This window comes from Bacillus sp. 05T21 (assembly GCF_056396785.1).
Map to the genome: position 1 here is coordinate 1 of NZ_JBFTMD010000098.1, position 597 is coordinate 597.

Below are 597 nucleotides of genomic sequence, written 5' to 3' on the forward strand. Positions count from 1 at the left end.
ACGGGGCAGGTTAGTTTAAATTCAATTAAAAAGACAATAACAAAAAGGAAGGGCAACAGACTGCCCCTTCCTTTTATAATTCAGGTAATGAAACCCTTGCAATAACACTTTCGTCTTCAGTTAAAATCAAAATTTGATAATTGGCATCCACATCTCCGTCACCAAATTTCTGAATAAAGGCTTTTCGCAATTTTTTTCCCTGCTTGCTTTCTTGCTCGGCATCTACAAACACATTAATATTCCCTGCATAATGTTCATCCGCCTCAACCCTATACTCCATATTGAAATCATCGACCAACACGGGGTCAATCATGGCTTTAAGGTCAGTATCTATGAAGGTTCTTGCTTTTTCGATTCTCCTTTTGTCTTTCTCAATCGCCTGGTTTGCTGCCTCCTCCAACTTAGCAGATTTTTTTTCTTTAGCGGCTTCCTCTTCTTCTGTTAACTCTGGATTTTGAATGTTATACAGCATGTCTTCCAGGTCGTCACACACAACCCCAGGACTCGAAGCATTTGCAACCATTTCATCTATGCTGGCGTTTGTGATCCCAGCTTCTTCCAACTGGTCCCATTCCTTGTCAAGAAACCCGCACTTAC

At 41.0% G+C, this 597-nt stretch carries 1 protein-coding gene; it reads right to left on the reverse strand.

Annotated features, from left to right (window positions below; all coding sequences use genetic code 11):
- Positions 1 to 73: 73 nt before the first annotated feature.
- The coding region (locus AC1DKZ_RS32980) for a hypothetical protein (RefSeq protein ID WP_476997980.1) at positions 74 to 597 on the reverse strand (524 nt) is incomplete at its 5' end.